17 protein-coding genes, 1 tRNA gene and 1 riboswitch are annotated in these 16160 nt (G+C 62.7%); of the genes, 13 read left to right on the top strand and 5 right to left on the bottom strand.

From position 1 onward, the window contains the following. The first annotated feature begins 242 nt into the window (after positions 1-242). From proS to NKJ15_RS11190, 3 genes are read left to right on the top strand one after another with little or no spacing between them, the layout of a single operon-like run. Positions 243-1571 carry a proline--tRNA ligase gene (gene proS / locus NKJ15_RS11200; RefSeq protein ID WP_352815308.1) on the top strand — a complete coding sequence of 443 codons (1329 nt, stop codon included), beginning with the start codon at positions 243-245 and terminating at the stop codon, positions 1569-1571. After that, positions 1568-2854, top strand: a complete 1287-nt coding sequence (locus NKJ15_RS11195; RefSeq protein WP_352815306.1) for a lipoprotein-releasing ABC transporter permease subunit — start codon at positions 1568-1570, stop codon at positions 2852-2854. The genes proS and NKJ15_RS11195 overlap by 4 nt, the downstream gene beginning before the upstream one ends. Then, entirely contained in the window at positions 2851-3534 is a 684-nt protein-coding gene (locus NKJ15_RS11190; protein WP_254818120.1) for an ABC transporter ATP-binding protein, read from the top strand. The genes NKJ15_RS11195 and NKJ15_RS11190 overlap by 4 nt, the downstream gene beginning before the upstream one ends. A 389-nt stretch (positions 3535-3923) precedes the next feature. Here NKJ15_RS11190 and lipB read toward each other — a convergent pair whose 3' ends face one another. Next, positions 3924-4667: a lipoyl(octanoyl) transferase LipB gene (gene lipB, locus NKJ15_RS11185; protein WP_352539628.1), complete on the bottom strand. Its 744-nt coding sequence runs from the start codon at positions 4665-4667 to the stop codon at positions 3924-3926. 175 nt (positions 4668-4842) lie between these two features. On the opposite strand from lipB, the gene NKJ15_RS11180 reads away from it, so the two are divergent. Both NKJ15_RS11180 and NKJ15_RS11175 read left to right on the top strand, forming a co-directional pair. After that, positions 4843-4927 (top strand) — tRNA-Leu (locus tag NKJ15_RS11180). 454 nt (positions 4928-5381) lie between these two features. Further along, positions 5382-6449: a cyclic nucleotide-gated potassium channel gene (locus NKJ15_RS11175; protein ID WP_352470245.1), complete on the top strand. Its 1068-nt coding sequence runs from the start codon at positions 5382-5384 to the stop codon at positions 6447-6449. A 345-nt stretch (positions 6450-6794) separates the two neighbouring features. Here NKJ15_RS11175 and NKJ15_RS11170 read toward each other — a convergent pair whose 3' ends face one another. Further along, positions 6795-7706: a phosphatase PAP2 family protein gene (locus NKJ15_RS11170; RefSeq protein ID WP_352815490.1), complete on the bottom strand. Its 912-nt coding sequence runs from the start codon at positions 7704-7706 to the stop codon at positions 6795-6797. A gap of 346 nt (positions 7707-8052) precedes the next feature. On the opposite strand from NKJ15_RS11170, the gene NKJ15_RS11165 reads away from it, so the two are divergent. From NKJ15_RS11165 to NKJ15_RS11150, 4 genes are all read left to right on the top strand, one after another. After that, a complete protein-coding gene (locus NKJ15_RS11165; RefSeq protein WP_352815303.1) occupies positions 8053-8370 on the top strand; it encodes an ArsR/SmtB family transcription factor in 318 nt (105 codons plus the stop codon). Continuing rightward, positions 8367-8849, top strand: coding sequence for an SRPBCC family protein (locus NKJ15_RS11160; protein ID WP_352618927.1), 483 nt, complete (start codon positions 8367-8369; stop codon positions 8847-8849). The genes NKJ15_RS11165 and NKJ15_RS11160 overlap by 4 nt, the downstream gene beginning before the upstream one ends. 350 nt (positions 8850-9199) lie before the next feature. Then, entirely contained in the window at positions 9200-10597 is a 1398-nt protein-coding gene (gene mgtE / locus NKJ15_RS11155; RefSeq protein WP_502894205.1) for a magnesium transporter, read from the top strand. Positions 10598-10736: 139 nt separating this feature from the next. Further along, entirely contained in the window at positions 10737-11123 is a 387-nt protein-coding gene (locus NKJ15_RS11150; protein ID WP_023676566.1) for a MerR family transcriptional regulator, read from the top strand. Between the two features lie 18 nt (positions 11124-11141). Here NKJ15_RS11150 and NKJ15_RS11145 read toward each other — a convergent pair whose 3' ends face one another. Further along, positions 11142-11648, bottom strand: a complete 507-nt coding sequence (locus NKJ15_RS11145; RefSeq protein ID WP_352815301.1) for a methyltransferase family protein — start codon at positions 11646-11648, stop codon at positions 11142-11144. 16 nt (positions 11649-11664) lie between these two features. Further along, complete coding sequence (locus NKJ15_RS11140) at positions 11665-12663, bottom strand: heparan-alpha-glucosaminide N-acetyltransferase (RefSeq protein ID WP_352815299.1); 999 nt, start codon at positions 12661-12663, stop codon at positions 11665-11667. 186 nt (positions 12664-12849) lie between these two features. On the opposite strand from NKJ15_RS11140, the gene NKJ15_RS11135 reads away from it, so the two are divergent. After that, a complete protein-coding gene (locus NKJ15_RS11135) occupies positions 12850-13845 on the top strand; it encodes an IS5 family transposase (protein WP_352815297.1) in 996 nt (331 codons plus the stop codon). Continuing rightward, positions 13842-14168 (top strand): hypothetical protein, encoded by a 327-nt coding sequence (locus NKJ15_RS11130; protein WP_352815295.1) that lies wholly within the window; start codon positions 13842-13844, stop codon positions 14166-14168. Before NKJ15_RS11135 ends, NKJ15_RS11130 begins: the two co-directional genes overlap by 4 nt. 107 nt (positions 14169-14275) lie before the next feature. Here NKJ15_RS11130 and NKJ15_RS11125 read toward each other — a convergent pair whose 3' ends face one another. Beyond that, the gene (locus NKJ15_RS11125; RefSeq protein WP_352815293.1) at positions 14276-14668 is read right to left on the bottom strand and encodes an SRPBCC family protein; all 393 of its coding nucleotides are present in this window, start codon (positions 14666-14668) and stop codon (positions 14276-14278) included. 122 nt (positions 14669-14790) lie between these two features. Beyond that, positions 14791-14988, top strand: a riboswitch (cobalamin riboswitch). A gap of 36 nt (positions 14989-15024) precedes the next feature. Between NKJ15_RS11125 and NKJ15_RS11120 the strand changes: the two genes are divergently transcribed. Both NKJ15_RS11120 and NKJ15_RS11115 read left to right on the top strand, forming a co-directional pair. Beyond that, entirely contained in the window at positions 15025-15204 is a 180-nt protein-coding gene (locus tag NKJ15_RS11120; RefSeq protein ID WP_023676561.1) for a CbtB domain-containing protein, read from the top strand. A gap of 15 nt (positions 15205-15219) precedes the next feature. Further along, complete coding sequence (locus NKJ15_RS11115) at positions 15220-16002, top strand: CbtA family protein (protein WP_352815291.1); 783 nt, start codon at positions 15220-15222, stop codon at positions 16000-16002. Positions 16003-16160: the final 158 nt, after the last annotated feature.

The following is a 16160-nucleotide window of genomic DNA, read 5'->3' as shown; positions in this document are numbered from 1 at the left end:
CTAAGGCGGGTGAAAATGTCACGAAGAATTTTGCCCAGAAACAGGCAATCTCGTGCTGCAGTGCACAATAGTACGGCAGGCGTTGCTTGCGAAACGCCCAGCAAGCCGCGTGCGGCAATTGCGGCGCCTGTGCAGCGCCTGGGCCGGGTTTCCATTCCGCCATGAAATGGCTATGAAGCCGGGGCAAGCAAGCCTGCGCTGCGCCGATTCCGGCGCCGCCATCCTCTCTCACGGACCAGTTCATGCGTTTGTCGCGCTATTTCCTGCCCATCCTCAAAGAAAATCCGCGCGAGGCCGAGATCGTCTCGCATCGGCTGATGCTGCGCGCCGGCATGATCCGCCAGCAGGGGCAGGGCAGCTTTTCCTGGCTGCCGCTCGGCAAGCGGGTGCTGGACAAGGTCTGCCGGATCATTCGCGAGGAGCAGAATCGCGCCGGCGCACTCGAAATCCTGATGCCGACCATCCAATCGGCCGAGCTGTGGCGCGAAAGCGGCCGCTATGAAGACTACGGCAAGGAGATGCTGCGCATCAAGGACCGGCAAGACCGCGATATGCTCTACGGGCCGACCAACGAGGAGATGGTCACCGAGATCTTCCGCTCCTATGTCAAGTCCTACAAGGACCTGCCGCTCAATCTCTATCACATCCAGTGGAAGTTTCGCGACGAGGTGCGCCCACGCTTCGGCGTCATGCGTTCGCGCGAGTTCCTGATGAAGGACGCCTATTCCTTCGACCTCGATTATGAAGGCGCCAAGGCCGCCTATAACCGCATGTTCGTTTCCTATCTCAGGACGTTTACGCGCATGGGGCTGCAGGCCATCCCGATGCGCGCCGACACCGGGCCGATCGGCGGCGACCTCAGCCATGAGTTCATCATCCTGGCCGACACCGGCGAGAGCCAGGTGTTCTGCCATCGCGATTATCTTTCGCTGGCAGTGCCCGGCGCAGACACGGATTTTTCGAACGACGCCGAGATCGGCGGCATCGTCAAGACGTGGACGACGCCCTATGCCGCCACCGACGAGATGCATGACGAGGCGGCGTGGGAGAAGGTGCCCGCGAGCGACCGGGTCTCGGCGCGCGGCATCGAGGTTGGGCATATCTTCCATTTCGGCGACAAATATTCCAAGCCGATGGGCGCCAAGGTGACCGGGCCGGACGGCAAGGATCATTTCGTTTCTGGCGGTTCCTACGGCATCGGCCCGTCCAGGCTGGTCGCGGCGATCATCGAGGCCAGCCATGACGATAACGGCATCATCTGGCCGGAGGCGGTGGCACCGTTCGATGTCGGCCTGATCAACATGAAGGTTGGCGATGCCGAATGCGACCGCGTCTGCGGCGAGCTGAATGCCGCCTTTGCCGCCGCCGGCAAGGAGGTGCTCTACGACGACACCGACCAGCGGCCGGGCGGCAAGTTCGCCACCGCCGACCTGATCGGGCTCCCGTGGCAGGTGATCGTCGGGCCGCGTGGTGTCGCCGCCGGCGAGGTCGAGATCAAGAACCGCAGGACCGGCGAGCGCGAGACGCTGCCGATCGGCGACGTGAAAAAGCGTTTCGGTGCCGCCGCATGAACGAAGCGGCGGCAGCAAGACCATCGGGCGCCGGGCCTTTTTCCGGCTTCGAACGCTTGGTGGCGTGGCGCTATCTGCGCTCGCGTCGCAAGGAGACGGTGATCTCGGTGATCGCCTCGATCTCCTTCCTCGGCATCATGCTGGGCGTCGCCACGCTGATCGTCGTCATGGCGGTCATGAACGGCTTTCGCGCCGAACTTTTGACGCGCATCCTAGGCGTCAACGGGCACCTGATCGTGCAGCCGCTCGACATGCCGCTGGAGGACTATGCCCAGGTTGCCGGCCGCATCAACGGCGTGCCCGGCGTTAAATACGCCATCCCGCTGATCGACGGGCAGGTGCTGGCGCAAGGCAATGTCGGCGGCGGCACCGGCGCGCTGGTGCGCGGCATACGCGGCGAGGATCTCGGCAAGATCACCATCGTCGCCAACAACATCAAGGAGGGCTCGATCGTCGGCTTCGACACCGGCGAGGGCGTCGCCATCGGCAGCCGCATGGCCGAAAATCTCGGTCTTGTGCTCGGCGATACCATCACGCTGATCTCGCCCGAGGGTGACATCACGCCGCTCGGTACGACGCCGCGCATGAAAGGCTATCCGGTCACCGCGATCTTCGAGGTCGGCATGTCGGAATATGACAGTTCCATCGTCTACATGCCGTTTTCGGAAGGGCAGCTTTACTTCAACATGGACGGCCGGGCGCAGACGATCGAGATCTACGCCGACAATCCCGACAATATCGACGCGCTGAAGCCGAAGGTCGAAGAGGCGGCGCAGCGGCCGATCAGCCTTGTCGATTGGCGGCAGCGCAACAAGACGTTCTTCGACGCGTTGCAGGTCGAGCGCAATGTCATGTTCATGATCCTGACGCTGATCGTGCTGGTGGCGGCCCTCAACATCATTTCGGGCCTGATCATGCTGGTCAAGGACAAGGGCCACGACATCGCCATCCTGCGCACCATGGGCGCCACGCGCGGTGCCATCCTGCGCATCTTCCTGATGACCGGGGCTGCGATCGGCGTTGTCGGCACAATCGCCGGCGTGCTGCTCGGCATCGTGATCTGCCTCAACGTCGAGCGCATCCGCCAGTTCTTCTCCTGGCTGGCCAACGAGCGGCTGTTCAATCCCGAGCTTTATTTCCTAAGCCAGCTGCCGGCCCGCATGGATGCCAGCGAGACGATCTCGGTCGTTCTCATGGCTTTGGCGCTGTCATTCCTGGCGACACTGTTTCCGGCATGGCGCGCTGCCAGGCTCGATCCGGTCGAAGCGCTGAGGTACGAATGATGGCCGAGGCCATTATCGAGCTGAAGAGCGTCGAACGCCACTATGTACAGGGGCCGCGCAAGCTGACCATCCTGAACGGCGCCGATTTTTCGCTGAAGCGTGGCGAGATGGTGGCGCTTGTGGCGCCGTCGGGCACCGGCAAGTCGACGCTGCTCCACACCGCCGGGCTGCTGGAGCGACCGGACGCCGGCGACGTGATCCTGGCGGGGCGCGCCTGCGGCCGGCTTTCCGACGACGAACGCACGGCGATCCGCCGCAACGATGTCGGCTTCGTCTACCAGTTCCATCATTTGTTGCCTGAGTTTTCTGCGCTGGAAAACATCATGATGCCGCAGCTGATAAAAGGGCTGCCGCGCAAGGAGGCGGCCGAGCGGGCGGCGCAATTGCTCGACTATATGCAGATCGGCAAGCGCGCGCAGCATCGTCCTTCCGAGCTCTCCGGCGGCGAGCAGCAGCGCGTCGCCATTGCGCGTGCCGTCGCCAATGCGCCGCTGGTGCTTTTGGCCGACGAGCCGACCGGCAATCTCGACCCGGTGACCGCTTCCTATGTGTTCGAGGCGCTGGCAGCGCTGGTCCGGCAATCGGGCCTGGCGGCGCTCATCGCCACCCACAATCACGAGCTCGCCTCGCGCATGGACCGCCGCGTGACGCTCGCCGACGGCAAGGTCGTGCCGCTTTAGGGTGCGCTGCAATTGAGGCGATGACGGCCTGCGAGCTGCCGTGCGCCGTCCCGCCGCCTTTCGCGCGCCTGTCGGCCGCGAAACGCTCGGCATTTCCCTCTCAACCCTTTCTTAACCCTGTCGAATTGACCGGGCGCAAATTCCGGTGACGCCCGGACTGCGATCGTTGACACTCGAACAAAATTAGAACAAAATACGAACATACTAACAACAGGAGAGAGTTATGACCGATCTTGTTCAGGATGTCGTCTCGCTGGTGTGCATGAGCACGTTCCTCATTTCCATGGCAATCTGGATCGGCGCGATGTGAGGATTGAGCTCAAGGACGGGCTCGATGCTGATGAGCGAGGGCCGCCTTCGCATATTGGCGCAGGCATTGGGCGAGTGTTTCAGCCGGCCTTGCGGGATACTTCGACAGGCGACACCGCGGCGGGCCCGAACACGTCCTCGAAAGCGGATTTCAGCGCCAGGTCGAGGTCGGCCATGGTTACGGGAAGGCCGAGGTCGACAAGGCTGGTGACGCCGTGATCCTGGACGCCGCACGGCACGATGCCGCTGAAATGGCTAAGGTCCGGCTCGACATTGATGGCGATGCCGTGAAAGCTCACCCAGCGCCTCAGCCTGATGCCGATGGCGGCGATCTTGTCCTCGGCCGCCGAGCCGTCGGGCAAAGCGGGGCGGTCCGGCCGAACCACCCAGACGCCGACGCGGTCCTCGCGGCGTTCGCCGCGTACGTTGAAGGCGGCCAGCGAGCCGATGATCCATTGTTCGAGTGCGGCGACGAAGGCGCGGACATCCTCGCGCCGCCGCTTCAGGTCGAGCATGACGTAGGCGACGCGCTGGCCCGGCCCATGATAGGTGTATTCGCCGCCACGCCCGGCGGCAAAGACCGGGAAACGGTCCGGCTCGATCAGGTCCTCGATGCGGGCGCTGGTGCCGGCGGTGTAGAGCGGCGGGTGCTCGACCAGCCAGACCATCTCGCCGGCGCCGCCGCTGCGGATTGCCTCGGCGCGCGCCTCCATCACGGCGAGCGCATCGGGATAGGCGGTGAGCCCCGGCTCGATGCGCCATTCGACCGGCGCCGAGCCGGGCAAGGGCAGGAACGACGTGGCGATCTGGCTGCGTTCTGTCATGATATCTCGTCTCGCCACTCATATGGCGGCAATCGGTACAAACGTCCAGTTCCGGCACGTTCGGCCCTTGAACAGTTATGCCGATGTCCGGCCGATTATTGCTGGCCGCGCACTTGTTTCACCGGAAACGATTTGCTACACGCCGCGGGCCGGTTGGTTCCGGCTCCTACCACGTGCGGTCGTGGCGGAATTGGTAGACGCGCAGCGTTGAGGTCGCTGTGGGGCAACCCGTGGAAGTTCGAGTCTTCTCGACCGCACCATTAAATTCGAAAGCGGAACCTCTAACCCGTTGAATTCGAGCACGGCGGGGAGCGTCCTTGTCAGGGCGCGAGGCTTTTTGCCTGGTTGCGATCACGAATGTGGCCCAGTGAAGAAGCAATCGGCGCGCGGAGCCATCTATGCGGTTGGCGTGCAAACTATTCGCGCACCAGGCGTCCGGTTGCCCACCAGATCACAAATACAACAACGATCGATGCGTAGCCGTTCACGGCATGGTGGCAGCCAGTGTACACCGATCCGTACGGGATCAGGGCTGTAAAGGTCCAACCGAGAACGAGCCGGCGCTGGGTGTGGTTCGAGGGGCAGCTCGATCTCGACGCTGATCGGATGGTTCATGGCCTATGGTCCAGCGACGATCGCAGCGAAAATAAGCACCTTTGCGCTTGCCTTGAAGGCATCCTATTCTGGAGGGTAGTAGCCGCTCGTGGGCATAGAATGTCGGTACTGCCTTTCTTAAGAATTTACGCGCCGCTCAACGCGGTGCTGGCTGCGACTGGGCTTGTGGCGGTGGCTACGCTCACGACACCGGACCTGTCCGGACGAAGCAGACTGGCTTTGGCTGCCGTGCTCGCGGTCATTTGGGGCGTCTATCTCCTGGAATTGGCCGAGAAACTGCTCAAGCGCCGGGCGGGAGACGTTCGGGACAGGACGCCGGCAATCGCCATTGATGTGCTCGCGGTTTTGGTTCCACTCGCCGCATTTCTGCTCGTCGGCACGCCCGACCGGAGCCTCTACTGTGCTGTCTGGCTGCTGAAACCGCTGCGCGACTCAACTTTCTTCCCGCTGCTGGGCAGAATCCTGACCAACGAAGCGCGCAACCTGATCGGCGTCGCCACCGTCTTCGGCATCGTTCTTTTCGGTTTTGCGCTCGCAGCCTATGTCATCGAGCGCGACGTCCAACCGCAACAGTTCGGCAGCATCCCCCAGGCAATGTGGTGGGCGGTGGTCACGCTGTCCACCACCGGCTATGGCGACGCTATTCCGGAAAGCTTCGCCGGCCGCGTCCTTGCCGGGGCGGTCATGATGAGTGGCATCGGCATCTTCGCGCTCTGGGCTGGCATTCTTGCCACCGGCTTTTATCAAGAAGTCCGTCGCGAGGATTTCGTCCGCAATTGGCAATTGGTCGCCGCCGTGCCGTTGTTTCAGAAGCTCGGCCCGGCCACACTAGTCGAGATCGTGCGCGCATTACGACCTCGCATCGTGCCGGCGGGCGCTGTGATCTGCCGCAATGGCGAGACCGGTGACCAGATGTTCTTCGTCGTGGAGGGGCGCGTCAGCGTCGCGACGCCGAACCCGGTGGATCTGGGCCCTGGCGCCTTCTTCGGCGAGATGGCGCTGATCACCGGCGAACCGCGCTCGGCGACCGTCAGCGCCACAACGGTGGTCTCACTCCTGTCGCTACACTCGGCGGATTTCCAGATGCTGTGCAGCAGCAGCCCGGAGATCGCAGAAACCATCCGCAAGACCGCGCTCGAGCGGCGCGGCGCGGCAGCTAAGGGTTGACCGTACTAGGTGTTCGTCAGAGGAGGATGTGATGGCAAGGCTGCCAGCTGCCTGCCGATGGTGGCTGGCTGGAACTACATGCTTTGCCGCTGCCGACCCATCCTCAATACAAATCGCCACGGAATCGTAGAAAAATGCTTTAAAAATCAACGCGGGAGGCGTTGCGGCGCTGCATCTCGACCGCACCATTAAATTCGAAAGCGGAATCTCTTGCCCGTTGAAATTCGAGCACGGCAGGGAGCGTCCATGTCGGGGCACGTGCTTTTTGCCTGATTGCGGTCGCGAGTTTGGCTTATGCGAAGTGGCCATCGGCAGGCATGGCCATCTATCGACAAGCGCACATAACTATTCGCGCACCAGGCGTCCGGTCGCCCACCAGATCACCGATACAACAACGATCGATGCGTAGCCGTCCACGGCATAGTGCCAGCCGGTGAACACCGATCCGTACAGGATCAGGGCTGCAAAGGTCCAACCCAGAACGCCAAGCCAGCGATTGATCGATGACAGCAAATAGGCGTTCAATGCGGCAAAGGCGACATGCATGCTTGGCATGGCCGAGATGCCGCCGCCAAGACTTGGCCGGCCGCTTTGGTAAGCCATCAGGAGATATGCCGCGGGTTCCCGCACCATGTAACTATGGTCCAGCTTGTCCAAGGCCACATTCAATCCGTGGAAGCGATCCACGCCGACAAAGTGGTGGTAGTAAACCGGTCCGACCGATGCCAGCGCCACGGCCAAGACCGTTCCGAGGACGGACAACGTCAGCGCTGCTGCGCAGAGATAGCGGATGCGGGCAATCTCGTCCGACCAGAGCGACACGAAAAGGATGGCGCCGAACCACTGGTAAAACCAAATGACTTCATAGCTGTTGAAGACGACGAACGACCAATTGTTGCTGTCGAGCTTATGGACGATCTCCCATGGCGGCATCCCGTGCAGCCATTCATCAGCGTCGGCCAACCAGTTGTCGGCATAGTATGGGACGACGGACGGGATGGCGATCTTGTAGGTCGAGAACGCGGTCAAGCTGGCAAAGAAGAACAGCAGCACCAGCAGACAACCGCGCCAGCGCCCTTGAACCAAATCCAGTGCGTAGCGAACCGGTTGCCGCCGGCCATGGATTAGCGCGGCACAGCAGACGCCGCCGATAAACAACACCGGAATGCCAACAAGAAACTTGTGAGAATAGATTAAGGCGGACGTATAGAATATTTCTGGATATAATGCAGATGCGCCTAAAACGTATGTCGCCATGAACAAGGAGAGGCGCAATTGCCATATGGCGGAGGGCCTGTAGCGAGAGGCTTCCGTGGTTAGGGCCAAACCAATTTACCTGTTCTTAACGTTTCGCCGGAGAGACACATACACCGGTAAGGTAAAAACCTTGCTGCCAGGTTTACTTTTCGCCGGTGGTCGACATTTGCCGGCCGGCCCGCATGCGGTGGATCGATTCCCTGAGCAGTCTTGCATCCGCATCGCTGTCCATGCCCCCGCGTGAAGGAATTGCCCCGGAGCCTCGGGGCCGAGCCGGCCGGTTGCTTGAACACGGGCCCGCCACGCCCTCGGTTGACTTATCATAAGTTTTAGCTTATCATAAGTCATGATTTATGATTATGCAGGAATGGTGGCCTTGGCCGATCCGACGCGCCGCAAGGTGTTCGAGCTCATCGCCGATCGGCCACGCTCGGTCATAGATCTGACGCGAGTGCTTCCGGTCTCGCAGCCGGCGGTATCGCAGCACCTCAAGGTCTTGAAGGAAGCCCGGCTGGTCCGCGCAGAGCCGAAAGGTGCCAGCAACATCTATCATCTCGACCCGCATGGGCTCTGCGAGATGCGTGCCTGGCTCGACCGCATGTGGGGCGATGCGCTCGACGCCTTCAAACGGAAAGTCGACAACAGCAAGGAGAAGAGGAAATGACGACCATGATCAAGCCCGCGCCGGTCAGGAAGTCGGTGACGGTGGAGGTGCCGCTCGACAAGGCATTCGATGTGTTCACCACGGGATTCGGGCGCTGGTGGCCGGCTTCGCACTCGATCGGCAAATCCGCCCTGACGACCGCGGTGATCGAACCGAAAGCCGGCGGCCGCTGGTACGAGATCGACGAGGATGGGTCACAATGCGATTGGGGCGAGGTTCTCGCCTGGGATCCGCCGTCGAGGCTGACGCTCGCCTGGCGCATTGGAGCCGGCTGGCGCTACGATCCGGCATTGCTGACCGAAGTCGAGATCCGCTTTGTCGCGCTCGGCGAGAACGCGACGCGCGTGGAACTCGAGCACAGGCTTCTGGAGAACATGGGCGAAACCGCAGAGGCGATGCGCGAGGCCTTCGAATCGGAGGGTGGCTGGAGCGGTCTCCTGGACCGCTATGCGGCTGAGGCCAAGCGCCACGCCGCCTGATCGGGAAGCCGTTAAGTCCATTATCCAGCGAGGCCGTCGCACCGTCGGCCTCGCCGTTTTTGAATCAGTGTCGATCTGCCCATCTGGTTGACCGGGGCAGGGAGATACGCTGCCCTTTACCTGCCGCCGCGAAGGTTTGCAGCGCCGCAGGTTTGTAGAACGCCTCTCCTCCTACCATCCGGTATGCGCCGCGTCGTTTGGACGCGCGAACGGCGCTGTAGCAATTTGTCGTTGTGCATGGTCCTTTCGCAAAATCGATTCCGATTGTCAGGATCATGGTCTAGACCTGACAGGCACCTTATCCGGAAATCCGATGGCGGGAGGCGCTGGTGGAAGGCCAGGACGAACAGATGACCGGCGCCAGGGCCGCCGAGGAGCGCCGCGCCGACATCTATGACGAGGACGGCGTCATCCTGTCGTCGTTCCTCGCCCAGATCGGTGCCGCGATCGCCGATCGCGATACGCTGACGCTGAAGCGTGAAGTCGACGATCTGCACCAGTCGGAACTCGGCCACCTGCTCGAGGCCCTGCACCCGGAACAGCGACGCGCGCTGGTCGAATTGCTGGGCAAGGATTTCGATTTTTCCGCGCTGACCGAGGTTGACGAGGCGATCCGCCGCGACATCGTCGACAGTCTGCCCAATGCGCAGATCGCCCAGGCGGTGCAGGATCTCGATTCCGATGACGCGGTCTACATTCTCGAAGACCTCGACCAGGAGGACCAGGACGAGATCCTGTCGCAGCTGCCGTTCACCGAGCGGATCAGGCTGCGGCGTTCGCTTGACTATCCCGAAGAGACCGCCGGCCGCCGCATGCAGACGGAGTTCGTCGCGGTGCCGCCCTTCTGGACGATCGGCCAGACCATCGACTACATGCGCGAGGACAACAATCTTCCCGATCGTTTCAGCCAGATCTTCGTCATCGATCCGAGCTTCAAGCTGCTCGGCGCCATCGACCTCGACCAAATCCTGCGTACCAAGCGCTCGGTCAAGGTCGAAGAGGTCATGCATGAGACTAGGCATGCCATCCCGGCCACCATGGACCAGGAGGAGGCGGCACGCGAATTCGAACAATACGATCTTCTGTCCGCCGCCGTCGTCGACGAGAACGAGCGGCTGGTCGGCGTGCTGACCATCGACGACGTCGTCGACGTCATCCAGCAGGAGGCCGAGGAAGATCTGCTGCGCATGGGCGGCGTCGGCGACGAAGAACTCTCGGACAGCATCTTTTCGACCTCGCGCTCGCGCGTGCCCTGGCTGCTGGTCAATCTTTTGACGGCTTTCCTGGCGGCCTCGGTGATCGGCCTGTTCGACCGCACCATCGAGCATATCGTGGCGCTGGCGGTGCTGATGCCGATAGTCGCCGGCATGGGCGGCAATGCCGGCTCGCAGACCATGACGGTCACGGTGCGGGCGCTGGCGACCAGGGACCTCGACATCTACAATGCCGGCCGCATCATCCGCCGCGAAATCGGGGTGGGCTTCATCAACGGCATCATCTTTGCCATCCTGATCGGCCTCGTCGCTGCTGCCTGGTTCCACGATCGCAATCTCGGCGGCATCATTGCGGCTGCGATGATCATCAATATGTTCGTGGCGGCTCTGGCGGGCATCCTTATCCCGCTGCTGCTCGACCGCTTCAAGATCGATCCGGCTGTGGCTTCGGCGGTTTTCGTCACCACGGTCACCGATGTCGTCGGTTTCTTTGCCTTTCTCGGGCTCGCCACATGGTGGTTCGGCGTGCGCTGAACGTCACCTCAATTGACTTTTACGTAAATGCCATGCGAGGCTTTGAAAGGTGCCTTGTCCGCCGATTCTGGTACGCGCCTGGGCGCCGGCGGCGCCGGCCAGTTGGAACTCGCGGCGTGGCCGGGGCATTGGAGTGACGATGCGGGAATATTATTCGATCACGGAGCTGACCCGCGAATTCGACGTGTCGACGCGGACGTTGCGCTTCTATGAGGACGAAGGGCTGGTGCAGCCGGTAAGACGCGGCCGCACGCGGCTGTTCCGTCCGTCGGACCGGCATCTCATCCGCCAGATCATGCGGGGAAAAAGACTCGGCTTCTCGATCAACGAGATCCGCGAGATCATCCAGATGTACAGGGAGCCGCCCGGCGAGGTAGGCCAGCTCAAACTGATGATCAAGCGCATCGAGGAAAAGCGCGAGGATCTTCGCCAGAAACGCCGCGACCTCGAAGAGACCCTGGCAGAGCTCGACCAGGCCGAGGAATCCTGCGTCGAGCGGCTGGTGGAGCTCGGCGTCACCACCTAAGCCGGTGTCAGCCTCGGCTCAAATCCAGCGCCGCACCCTTTTGGCGTAGTCCCGGTATTTCTTACCGAATTTGGCCGTCAGCACCTTCTCCTCGCTCTCGATCGTCAGCTTCTGCGTCAGGAACGCCGCGATGACTGCCAGCGGCAGGAACCAGGCGATCCCAGTGACAAAGGCGAGGCTGACCAGCAGCAGCGTGTTGGCGAGGTAGATCGGGTTGCGGCTGACGGCGAAGGGTCCGGTGGTCACCAGATGGTCAGGCACGCCGTTCGGGTTGAGCGTCGTCTTGACGCGGATCATGGTGCGGATTGCCGTGAACCAGAGCGCGGCAACCGCCACCAACCCCACAAGGCCGGCGGCGAACAGGATGTCGCCGAGAAGATCGCCGATCCACGGCAGCGGATAGAACAGCCCTAGCGCGACGCTGACGATGATGGCAGCGATATAGATCAGCGGCGGCCATGGGATGTGCCCCAGCTTCGGCTGCCCAGGATTTTGCTGCATGGGTTTCGGGTGACTGTCGCTCATTATTGTCCTCCCTCGATTAGCGCGTTCCCGGTTCCGCCGCCTCGGTTTGGGCGGTGCAGGTGCCGGCGAGCTCGCCAATATGCGCCTTCCACTCCGGGGACTGGTCGTCGCTGTAGAGCCGGTCAAGCGAGGCTTCGCCCTGGAGAGTGTCCAGCATGCAGGCACAATAGCTGGAGCAGAACTCGGTGTCGCGTGCCTGCTCGCAGGATATCTGGCAGGATTTCAGAAAACGCACCTCCCTGGTTTCGGCCTGCGCCGGCATGAATTGCGAAAACAGCCAGACCGAGCCGATCAGCACCGGCTGATGGATCAGATAGAAAGCAAGGCTGTGCCGGCCGATGAAGACTAGCGGATTTGCCCAGCGGCCGGGCGCCAATGCCGACAGCCGCGTCAGCGCGCCGGAGGTGGCGGCGAGCTTGGTAACCGCGATGCCGGCAAGTACGGCGCCGAACCAGGGCAGCAGCGGCACGTAGTCGTTGGAGCGCGGGTTGGTCGCCGACAGGCCGACCCACCACAAAGCCGGATGATCGAACGTTCCGGATCGCAGGTAGAAAGGCGCAGCGACGACGAATACGGCGACAAGCAGCGTCAGCAGCGCCGGCAGGCGCAGGAACGCCAGGCCGAGCAGGCTGGCGAGCGCGATCTCATGCAATATGCCGAAGAAGATGAAGCCGTCGGGCGTGGCGATGCGGGTGACCAGCGATATTGCGAGCGCTGCCCCGGCAACCATGGCGAAGCGCTTCCAGAAGCCGGTCCAGCGGATTTTTTTGCCATGGGCGAGATAGAGGCTGATGCCGACCAGGAACAGGAAGCTCGAGGCGATGCAGCGCGCGTAGATTTTCCACCAGCCGAAGGCGGTGAGGCCGGGATCGGTGTAGCCGAAGAATTCGAGGTCCCAGGTGAAATGATAGCTCGCCATGGCAAGCAAAGCGATGCCGCGTGCAATGTCGATAGCGGCGATGCGCTTCGACTTCGGTTGATCCTGAACGGCTGCGCTCGGCGTGTCGATGCTCATGGTCTCGCTGTCTTGGTTCAGCCCCGGCAAGACGACTATCACGGTTGCCACCGTCAAAAGAAGCAGGGCCTTGCGTCGTGTTGGCGCCGGTCGGCATCAGAGCTGCTTTAGCAGGCTGTTGAAGAAGTGCTAGCGCAGTCGTTGGTAGCGTGATTCACTGCTCCCCGGAAGAATGGGGATTTGCGGATGCGCGGATTGGACGAGCGGACAGGTTCGCTGTTTTCGTATGTCGACCTTGAGGCGCGGGTGCGGCGAGATCATCCGCTTCGGACGATCCGGGAGATCGTCAACACGGCTCTTGTGGAGATGGACGGCGATTTTGCGGTGCTTTATCCGCCTGGGCTCGGCCGCTGGTTCGTGGGGCTTGGTGTTGACGAGCCGGCCTGGGATCATTCGAGCTTCACCAAGAACCGGGATCGGCTGTTGGAAGGTGAGATCGCGGCAAAGTTTCTGCGCGCGGTGCTAGCGCAGCCAAGGGTAAAGCGGCTGTTGTCGTCGGATCACTTCTCGGTGGACGGAACGCTGATAGAGGCTTGGGCTTCGATCAAGAGTTTCCGTCGCAAGGATGGCGGCGACAACGGCCCGGATGGTGCTGGCCGCAACGCCGAACGAGGCTTCCATAAGGAGAAGCGCTCCAACGACACACACCAGAGCACGAGCGACCCCGAAGCGCGGCTCTACAAGAAGGGCGATGGTCAGCCGGCGAGGCTGTGCTACTTGGGGCATGCGCTAATGGAGAACCGTCATGGGCTGGCGGTCGATGGCGGCATTACCCAGGCGACAGGCACGGGCGAGCGTGATGCCGCGCTCGCCATGTTGGACCGCAGACCGTCGCGGCGGCGCATCACGCTGGGCGCCGACAAAGCCTATGATGTCCGCCAGTTCGTCAAGGATCTGCGTGAGCGCAAGGTCACACCGCACATCGCCATCGACGGCCATCTGAGCAAAACCGGCAAGCCGCGCGTGACGGCAATCGATGACCGCACGAAACGCCATCCGGGTTATGACGTCAGCCAGCGCTGCCGCAAGCGGATCGAAGAGGTGTTCGGTTGGATCAAGGCCTCGGCCGGCATGGCCAAGGTTAAGCTGCGAGGATGTGCCCGTGTGAATGCTGCCTTCACCTTGAACCTGGCGGCCTATAATCTGATCCGCCTGCCCAAGCTGCTGGCGGCCCCGGCATGAGCATCGTGGCCCGCTGGCGGATCGTTGAGATGCCCGACTATGTCGAGGACTATCCCGATATGATGGAGCCAGCCTACATTGAATTCGCGGCCGATGGCTCTGGCGAATTCGCCTTCGGCTGCGTTACCGGGCAGATCTTCGGCGCGGGCCACGGCAACAACGTCGCCTTCTCCTGGCAAGGCAATGACGAAATGGACGAGGTCCAAGGCACTGGCTGGGCTGAAATCCAGCCAAACGGCTCTATCAACGGGCAAATCGGCTTCCATCGCGGCGACGAAGTAGATTTCATCGCCCGCAAATGGACTACTTCAACAGCCTGTTAGGCCAGAGCCGGAAAGCCTTTGGCCGGCGTGCTGGCGTTTTTCGGACTGGGCGCTGTTTTCGCGACGCTCGGCCTGCTGGCGGTGGCCTGCGGCTTCGTCACCTGGCGCTATCTGCCCAAATCGCTTTGATGTGTGAGCGCCGCATGGCGCTCGCGCACCCAGTTGTGGAAGCGGTGCAAGTCGTATTCCTCGGGCATCAGTACGCCGGCCTTGTGGCGCATCGAGCGCAGGCCCATCTGGTTGACCTCGCAGATATCAGCATCCTCCTCCAGCACCTGGGTACCGAACGCGACGATGTTGTCGATATCGGCGGCCGGATCGGCGAGCGCTTCGCGTCGCGGCAGACGAGCAGCCAGTTGCGATACCAGATCGCCTCGAGATCGCGCTGATAGGCTGCGATGTCCCAATAGGCTGTTTGACGGCAGCGTCGGCTCGGGCCGCGTCAGGCCGTTGTAGGGATCGCTTGTTCGGGCTGGGTTGCATGCCGGCTTCCTCCCCACCGCCAGCCGACACCCGGCTGCGAAAATTGTCAATCGCGGCGCCGGTCTGCGAACTTGGCGAGGCGGCGCATTCGCCACACGATCCGGCGGAATTTGGTTTGCCGGGCGCGGCGATTCTGCCTATAGTCGCTGATGTCGTCGGTTCCGTTTGGAACCAAGAGGGAATGCGGTGCGGGCGAAATTGTTTGCCCAATGCCGCGGCTGCCCCCGCAACTGTGTGCGGTAGTCCTCTCCATATGCCACTGAAGGTCCGCCTTCGGGAAGGTGGGGAAGGGCGCTGATCCGCGAGCCAGGAGACCTGCCGGCGACAGGAAACTGACTTCTATGCCCTCGGGTGGAGGGCGAAAGGACAAGACATGAATACCGCTTCCGTTTCGCTCGGCGCTTCCGCCTCCTCGCAGTCGCGTCTCATGCAGCTGGCGCTTGCTGCATTCCTCGGCATTTTCGTCATGGGCTTTGTCGGCTTCTCGCATATCGATGCGGTCCACAATGCCGCGCACGACTATCGCCATTCGATGGGCTTTCCCTGCCACTGACAAGGGGCTGACATCATGACACTGTTTCGCAACGTCGTGTTCATCGCGGCGATCGCAGGGCTTGTGGCCGGCGTGGCTCTCGCCTGCATGCAAGCCTATGCCACGGTGCCGCTCATCCTGAAGGCGGAAATCTACGAACAGGCCGGCGGCGGCCATGAGCATGCCGCGGCACCTGCGGCACCGGCCGAAAACGCCGCGGGCACGACGGCTATGAGCAGCGCCGCGCCGGCACCGGCTGAAGCAATGGCTCCGGCGGAAGGCGAAGGCTGGGCGCCGGCCGACGGTTTCGAACGCTTCGCCTTCAGCGTCGTTGCCAATATCGTCACCGGCATCGGCTTCGCGCTGGTCCTGGTCGCGGTTTCGGAATTCGCCGGCGGCATCGGCAACTGGCGCCAGGGCGTGTTCTGGGGGCTTGCCGGCTTTGCCGTGTTCACGCTGGCGCCGGGCCTCGGCCTGCCGCCGGAACTGCCGGCGATGCCGGCGGCCGACCTTGTCCAACGCCAGATCTGGTGGTGGGCAACAGTGGTGGCGACCGCCGCCGGGCTCGGCCTTATCGCCTTCCGCAGATCGTTGCCGCTGGCGATCCTTGCCGTAGCGTTGATCGTGGCGCCGCATATTGTCGGCGCGCCGCAGCCCGATAGCTTCGAGACGGCGATCCCGGAAGGCCTGCACCACCAGTTCGTGGTGGCGGTGACGCTGACCAATCTGGTGTTCTGGCTGGTGCTCGGCGCGGTCGTCGGCGTGGTGCGCGGACGCTTCACGGGCACGGCGACCAGCCTGCGCGACAGCTTTGCCTGACCGCGCTGTCGGGGCACTGACCCTGGTCATCGGCGGGGGGGGGGGGGGGGGGGCGCGGGGGGGCGGGGGGGGGGGGGGGGGGGGGGGGGGGGGGGGGTGGCGGGGGGGCCGGGGCGGGGGCGGGGGGGGGGGGGGGGCGGGGGGGGGGGGCGGGGCCG

The organism is Mesorhizobium sp. M0207 (assembly GCF_040321995.1).
In the GTDB taxonomy this organism is placed as follows: Bacteria; Pseudomonadota; Alphaproteobacteria; order Rhizobiales; family Rhizobiaceae; genus Mesorhizobium.
The sequence above is the reverse complement of the archived record's forward strand: the minus strand, read 5'-3'. Positions and strand labels throughout refer to the sequence as shown.